This window comes from Limosilactobacillus alvi, assembly GCF_016900115.1.
GTDB lineage: Bacteria > Bacillota > Bacilli > Lactobacillales > Lactobacillaceae > Limosilactobacillus > Limosilactobacillus alvi.
Genome location: NZ_JACJJQ010000056.1, coordinates 1 through 7823, shown reverse-complemented (window position 1 = coordinate 7823; position 7823 = coordinate 1). Strand labels below are relative to the sequence as shown.

Below are 7823 nucleotides of genomic sequence, written 5' to 3'. Positions count from 1 at the left end.
ACTTTAAAGTCGCAATCATCACTCGCTCTTCTTTAGTAAGGTGTGCATATTTGCGATGAGTGGCCAAAAGGTTAGTGGGCATGGTATCATTTAAGTGCGTCATTTGACGGACATCCTTTCATATAGGTTTGATTCACTTAATATGATACCTGATGTCACGCCGAATGGCGTTTTTGCATTTACCACAAATTAGGTGGCTAACTTCATTCTATAATCCACCATTATACAAAATAATAGGAATTTAATAATACTATTGACATTGTTCATATCCTATAAACGTTAACTATTCAATAAAAAAACAGCCAGTTTTTACATTGAATGCTTTCACCGTGGCAAACAAACGTGTTACTTTTGCTGAGTTGGCTTAGGCTTAAGATTGCCAAAATGCCGTTATCTTATGCTCTTTCATTTTCGCATCTATTAGCGCAGCCCTTGTAATTCGCCTTGTCGTACCCTAGCAGGTCTTTTTTAATGGAGTAACAGATTTTATCGTTCAACCAATAAAGTAATCTAAAACAAGGGTTATTTGATCCCTCATCGAATATTACAGATTGCCTTAGGATTTCAACCATAACTTTTAAACAAAAGCTTTTTACCAACTTATTTTAGTTAAATTTGGTGTATTTTTGGTGTACACACACCAAGATTACTAACTTTTTACAAGCTAGCAACTAAATTTGTCTAAATTCACAGAGTCGTCGAAAAGCCGTCACATCAGGCTTTCAGACTACTTTTTCTTGTTCTTCTTACCCTTCTTGCTGTCCTTAGTTTCCTTTTCTGGACGCATTGTTGGGAAATAAAGAACATACCTATCTTCACAATTAAGTAAGGATAATATACAGAACCTGTAAAGATAATTATATTATTACTTATAGCTAAAATATGTAATTTTAAAACAATGGCGTGCCAATGCAATAACAAAAAAGGTACTACGCAAGCTCAAATTACGTAGTACCTTTTGCGGTATTATCTATTGATGTTTTTGGTAGACTTTTGGTAGACAACTTGCAATAAACTGCCTTTTCTACCAAATTTGCCCCTCTACAAATGCCGTTATCTTAGGCTTCCCTCTTCATGTTGTACTATAACATCACTCGTACTCAAATGATGATGCCTGCACCAAGCCCTATAATGACGCTGTTTCAAAGCATTATTATTCATTTTGGTAGGGTTTTGGTAGGGAACCTTATTTCGTAGAGTGAATATTTTGATTGCCTGTGAATCGTAGTCGATTTTCTTTCGCTGGTTGAAACTTAATATTACCTTCCATTTCATCCGCGATTGTTTCATTATTCCGTGGCCAAAGATGAGCATAATACTTTAATGTAATCTCAGGACTAGAATGACCAAGCCGACGTGATACTGTTAACACATCAGTATTAAACTCGTTGATAAGGTAACTAACGTGACTATGACGCAATCCCTTTGCCTGAATCGGTTTTACCCCAGCTAGTTTAGCGAAACGCTTCACTATTAATGGAATCGTTGTTCTACTCATCGGCGTATCATCATACGACATAATAAAGTTGTGAACCCCGTGCTTCTCTTGGTCTTTTCGCCAATTTTTTAAGACACGAATTGTATCATTGTCTAATGAAATAGTTCGGATTCCATTAATGGTCTTAGTATAAGGTTTGATTACATAGTCATGCTTGTTCTTCATTTCAAGTGTCTTATGAATCTTCAAACGATGCCGCTTAAAATCAACATCATCATAAGTAAAGCTAATCCCTCACTAACCCGCATTCCGCAGGTAAAGTAAAGATACAAAATTACAAAATACATATGTTGATAATAATCTTGGGTATAGATTACTGACAAAACCTTTTCAAACTCAGTCTTGGTCCAAAAGGCAACGGTCGTTTTTCCCTTATTAATCGCTTTTGTCTTTCGCGATGGATTCTTAACTAGAAAATCCATTCTCACCGCATAATCTAAAGTATTGCGAAACAAACAATATACTAAACTGGCAAAGCCTTGTGAATACCCACTTTTACCAAGTAGGTACACTCGAAACTTTTCACAATCTACGGCTCTAATTTCTCGAAGCTTTTTATTGCCAAACCACTTTTTTAAATGTGGCAGATTGTAAAATTTAAGTTGAACATTTAAGTGGACAGAAAAACCCATCAAGGTCTTTAATGGTGTTACCACAACATTCCATTAGAAAGAAGGACCTTAATGGGCACCACTATTTTATCATTCCAGAACCGCGTTGTCATTGAAACGCTTCATAATGAAGGACGTTCCTTACGATACATCGCTAATTACTTAGGCTTTAGTAAAACCACAGTCTTTAACGAACTTCACCGGCTCAACGGTGAGTATCAAGCTGAACTAGCGCAAACTGACTTTGAACGCAAGGTTAGTCAACGGGGGGCGGAAGTCTTCGCTCACTAAAAACCTTAAACACTTGATCGAGGAAAAGATTCAAGTCCTAAAGTGGTCCCCTGAACAAGTTGCCCATGTGGTTGGGATTGCCTACAAGACGGTTTATAACTAGATTGATCAAAAATGGCTTGATGTGCAATTATCTGATTTGCCTGATCATGGAATACGTTGCCATCGCGCTAAAGAAAAGCGTGGTACATTCAGTCACGGCCGCTCCATTGAGGAGCGTCCTCATAAAATCGAAACTCGCCAGGAATTTGGCCACTTTGAAGCTGACACCGTGCTTTCTGGCAAGCGTAAAGGTCAAGCTGTGGCTACTTTTGTGGAGCGTAAGAGTCGCCTGACAATTGTTAAACGGCTCCATAGTCGCGACAGTCAGTCCATGACTCAAGCCGTACTTGAACTAGCTAGTCAACTTTAAGCCAAGCTCAAGACGCTTACCGTAGATCATGGTAAAGAACCAGGCAATTGAGCAACGAACTGGTACTCCGGTTTATTTTGCCCATGCTTATTCACCACATGAACGCGGTAGTAATGAGAACCGTAATCGAGTTTTGCGACGGTTTATTCCCAAGGGACAAGCCATTGAAGAACTAAGTGATTACCAACTGGTTCAAATCAATTGGTATCTGAATTCACGGCCACTTAAATTTCTTAATTGGCATACACCAATCGAGATCTTCTTGCTTAATCTACATTACTAAATTCGTTCAAGTTATTTCTTGCAATCTACCTTATGGAAAACGAATTAGTATATCAAACTGAAAAGGAAAAGCGGCAGCAAAGAATTACTCATGTGAAACCGTTGCTTGATAGGTTTTACCAATACTTGGGAAGTATCACTTCACCACAGGGCCGGCTGTGTGCAGCCATCAAGAATGCCTTAAGGCTTCGGACAAGAGTCTATCGAATTCTTGAAAATGGACAAATTCCCCTAAGCAATAACTCGCTAGAAGGAGAGATCCGTTTTACAACCTTGGTTCGCAAGAACTGCTTGTTTGCGAAAAGTATTCGTGGAGTTGAAGCCAATGCGATTTATTACACGTTAGTGGCAACAGCAAAAATTAATAAACTAAATGTATATAAGTATTTCAAATACCTGTTTGATCGACTACCCAACCAGAAAAGGAGCGACATTGAGGCTTTTTTACCGTGGGCAGAAGAAGTGCAACAAGTATGTCATAACTAGAGAAAGGGCGTGAACCGCAAAAAGCCGCGGCTCACGCCCTTTCATTTATTTTCAATACGTATCGTTATTGACTGCTTACAACCTAGCCATCCTTGCGGAGGTTCGAAGACAAACGCCCCAAACCAGCTTGCTAGCCGATTTGGGGCGTTTTTTCTCACTCTCCTTATTTATGTTATGAATTTGCTACGACGGTTTGAGTAGTTGCTTAATCCCGCTTTTTACGGAATCCGGCACTGCCCAACAAACCAACTAAGCCTGCAATGGCTAAGCCAACTAAGCCTGCACCACGTTGTGTTTCGTTACCAGTTTGTGGTAATTGAGTTTTTTCATTACCAGACTGTTGAATAGAACTATGCTTTGTAACGTCACTGGAGTTATCACTTTGAATATGACCAGCTTGGTTACCGTTCCCTTCATTAGTTGCAGAATTATCTTGGTCATCGACTGAATTACTCTTAACAGTAATTCCGTTAATAGCTGCAATTCCATTGTTCTTAGCAGTTTGAACGTCTTCATCAGTGGAAGCACTCCGAACGTTTTCCTTAGCCTGGTTAGCTGCGTTCTGAGCTTGATCAATAAGGCTTTGTTTTTGGTCATCAGTTAAGTTAGCATTGCTGATTTCTTTAATCTTTTTAGCTAAAGCATCATCGATGACATTCTTAGCAGCATCTTTAGTTGCAGAAGTAGCAGGAACATTAATGTTGTTAATAGCCTTTTCACCATCGGTTTGCGCTGTCTTAACATCAGCGTCTTTAGTGGCAGCATCAATATTATCCTTAGCTTTTTGACCTTCAGCAGCAACTGTCTTCTTCAAATCAGCCTTTTCTTCATCAGTTAAGTTTGAAGCATCAATTGCATCGTTCTTAGCCTTAGCAGCTTGATCGATGGCATTCTTAGCGTTCTTCTTAACATCTGAAACTGTAGGAATTGTCATGTTCTTAATAGCTTGAACACCATTTTCCTTAGCAGTGTTTACTGCATCATTAGTTGTAGCTTTATTAATGTCAGCAATGGCGTCATCAGCAAGCTTTTGTGCTTTGTTAATTACTGCGGTTTTTTCTTCATCAGTTAAGTTAGTACCGTTAATTTCAGCCTTCTTATCTGCTAATGCAGCATTGATTGCGTTAATGGCATCAGTCTTAGAAACTGAAGCAGGGATTTCAACAGCATCAATAGCTTTTTCACCATTGGTTTGCGCTGTATTAACATCAGCGTCTTTAGTGGCAGCATCAATTGCAGCCTTAGCTTGGGTAACTTCATCAGCAACTTGCTTCTTCAAATCAGCCTTTTCTTCATCAGTTAAGTTTGAAGCATCGATTGCAGCATCCTTAGTCTTAGCAGCTTGATCAATGGCATCCTTAGCAGCATCCTTAGCATCATCTTTAGTTGCAGAAGTATCAGGAACCTTAACGTTGTTAATCGTGCCAACACCATTTTCCTTAGCAGTGTTTACTGCATCGTTAGTTGTTGCTTTATTAATGTTAGCCTTAGCGTTATTTGCAGCAGCGTTGGCGTCAGTAGTTAACTTAGCTTTCTCTTCGTCAGTTAAGTTAGACTTGTTGATTTCGTCAATCTTTTTAGCTAAAGCATCATCAATTGCCTTGTTGGCATCATCTTTAGTTGCAGAAGTATTTTTGACTATATACACATATTCATCGTGATGATCAATAGTATATGTTCCATTTACAGTATTTACTTGATTGGTCGCCAAATTATAGTCCGTTGGTAATTTGACACTATAATTATAATTTTCTCCCAATTTACCACTAATCTTATCTGTTGCTACTTCTTTCCCATCTCCCGGCACAAAAAGAGAACTTTTATTCCCAGTTACATCGATATAATGAACTCTAACTTCAGACTTATCTTCACTACCATTCTTTGCATAATAGTAAACAATACCATTATTAGTTGATGTAATTTGATTTATATATGTGTACCATTTTCCATGCGAACCAAACGAGAAGTGATCGTTAACATCTGGTATGTTCCCCAAGTAACGTGTCGTATTATCAATCGCTTCACCATCATAATACGCAGTAACTCGAATAAACCCTTGAGAGTCAATTACTGTTTGCTTTATAACTACATGTTTATCAAGTCTAAAATCATACGATTCACCCACTTTATATGGGGAGATATATCCTGTGGTCTTTGGCGATTGTTTCAATGTATATCCATCAATAGTTGGTGCCTCTCCGGTAATTGTGTATTTCTGATAAGCAACACCTTCAAAAGATTTTGGCACTGCAAGTTCGTCTCCCGTTGCTTGATCAATATAATGAATCGTAGTTGTCACTTTCGTTGGCATTGGAGTCATCATAAAGCCATTTCCCATTGAAGCTGAGTTTCCAGACTTTCCGGTATCCTGACCATATGCAAAACCAACCACCATGCCATATATATTATTATCGCCTTTTTCGACCCCATCAAGACCAATTGAAACACTAGTCCCATCATAATTAGTAAAAATTGGAGCATGAGTAGTTCCACCTGTCCCGTTACTATACTCAACCTTCTTTGATTCACCAGGTGCTACCACTTCTTCTTGTATAGTATTCTTTCCAGTATGCAAAATTGTTACATATAAATCATTATCATTCAAATTATTTGAGCGGGCCAACAAATAGATAACATGGGTAGATTCATTATAGTTAGCAACACCGGCAAAGTAGTATCTCCCGCTCTCATCGTTGGTAGTGTGGTTTTGCAAGATTTCCTTTACTTTTGCTGTTGAAGAATCAGCATTATACCACCTCATGTTATTGTATACCCAGTTATCCTTGGGCTTATTAATTATATCCGTTAACATGGGCTGGGAATCCAGCTTAATGTCTTTGTTTGACATCGGTAAGCTAGTCGAGGCTTCTTCATTCATTTCTAGTCGTGCAGCCAGTACTTTAAACTTGGCGGCCGTCTTTTGTGTAGCTAGTGTTGTTGCGTCGTTAGTCGGCGTTACTTCAGTATCTTTTTTGTCGACATTGGTAGTATTTTGCGTAGTTTCATTCGCATTTGTCTGCTTGTCTTTATCTTGCGTAGTATCTTGGGTATTTGTTGCCACTACTTTTTCTTCAGCATTAGTTGTGGTTGCTACCGTTTTTTCTTTATCAGCTGTAGTCCGCAATGTTGCTTCAGAACCTTGATGGTCTGCTACATTGCTATCTGTTTGGACAGTAGCATCAGTAGGTGTAGTAGTTGGCACCGTATCGGCTGATACCGCATGGTTGCCATATAGCATAAAAGTTGTCCCCAACAATACTGATGCTACTCCTACAGATAACTTCCGTATTCCCCAACGTTGCTTCCTTTCGGCATGCTTTTGTTGGTAGAATTGATGATTGTTTTTCGAAACCATATCCGTTCCTCCTAAGCTCATAAAATATATATACTTATCACACTCTTAATGTATCATATACTTCGTATAAATCTATCATCAAAAAAACGATTTCTAAATTTCAAGAATAAGTTAGCCACTAAGCTGAAATAAATATACTTATCACACTCTTAGTGTATCATATACTTCGTATAAATCTATCATCAAAAAAACGATTTCTAAATTTCAAGAATAAGTTAGCCACTAGGCTGAAATAAATAGCACTGACCAATTAATTATTGGTTGATAAGAACGTGACATCTCTTGATAGAATGCTTTACAGTAAACATCCATTGCAGAACGTCCATTAAATATGGCTCGTGGATAGTGATTCATCCAGTTATTGGTCGCTATAATCTGGGCACTACTATAATCATTAATAGCTTGGCCCTTAGTAATCTTCTTCCGGAGAAAACGATTATTGATTTCATTGGATCCGCGTTCCCAAGGAGAATATGGGTCAGTGTAAAAAACATGGTCATGAACTCGCGTTAACTCACTAAATTCAGAACCATTATCAGAAGTAATTGTTTTAAAAATGCGATAGTAAGCACTCTTGCCAAGCTTCTGACGCAACTCAACAAAAAAATGATTCACTGCATATGCAGTTTTACTGGTAATTTTTCTCGTAATATTAACCCGTGAAAAACGATCAGTCATTACTAGAACAACGCTATCCTTGCCATCTTTATGACCTTGAATAGTGTCTAGTTCCCAATGATCAATTTCGGACCGTTGGTCCGCAACCTGTGGACGTTGAGCAATGTTAGGTCCTAAGCACTTTTTGGCTCGTGGATGAGATTGATGGTGTTTACGTTTAGTTTTCTCAAAAAGGTCCAAGTTAGACGTACGGAATACACCATCATTAAT

5 protein-coding genes and 1 pseudogene are annotated in these 7823 nt (G+C 38.4%); 2 read left to right on the top strand and 4 right to left on the bottom strand.

Annotated elements, in window-relative coordinates:
- Positions 1-1186 precede the first annotated feature (1186 nt).
- Both H5993_RS09545 and H5993_RS09540 read right to left on the bottom strand, forming a co-directional pair.
- The gene (locus H5993_RS09545; protein ID WP_428980936.1) at positions 1187-1663 is read right to left on the bottom strand and encodes a tyrosine-type recombinase/integrase; all 477 of its coding nucleotides are present in this window, start codon (positions 1661-1663) and stop codon (positions 1187-1189) included.
- A gap of 20 nt (positions 1664-1683) precedes the next feature.
- A complete protein-coding gene (locus H5993_RS09540; RefSeq protein ID WP_239458060.1) occupies positions 1684-1920 on the bottom strand; it encodes a site-specific integrase in 237 nt (78 codons plus the stop codon).
- A gap of 261 nt (positions 1921-2181) precedes the next feature.
- Here H5993_RS09540 and H5993_RS08645 point away from each other — a divergent pair.
- Positions 2182-3095 (top strand): annotated as a pseudogene (locus tag H5993_RS08645) (IS30 family transposase).
- Between the two features lie 23 nt (positions 3096-3118).
- The gene (locus tag H5993_RS09660; RefSeq protein ID WP_323134003.1) at positions 3119-3580 is read left to right on the top strand and encodes an IS66 family transposase; all 462 of its coding nucleotides are present in this window, start codon (positions 3119-3121) and stop codon (positions 3578-3580) included.
- A 205-nt stretch (positions 3581-3785) separates the two neighbouring features.
- Here the strand turns inward: H5993_RS09660 and H5993_RS08635 are convergent, their stop codons facing one another.
- Both H5993_RS08635 and H5993_RS08630 read right to left on the bottom strand, forming a co-directional pair.
- Positions 3786-6935: a DUF1542 domain-containing protein gene (locus H5993_RS08635; protein WP_204777055.1), complete on the bottom strand. Its 3150-nt coding sequence runs from the start codon at positions 6933-6935 to the stop codon at positions 3786-3788.
- 222 nt (positions 6936-7157) lie between these two features.
- Positions 7158-7823, bottom strand: a 666-nt coding sequence (locus tag H5993_RS08630) for an IS30 family transposase (protein ID WP_239458059.1), incomplete at its 5' end; no start/stop codon positions are given.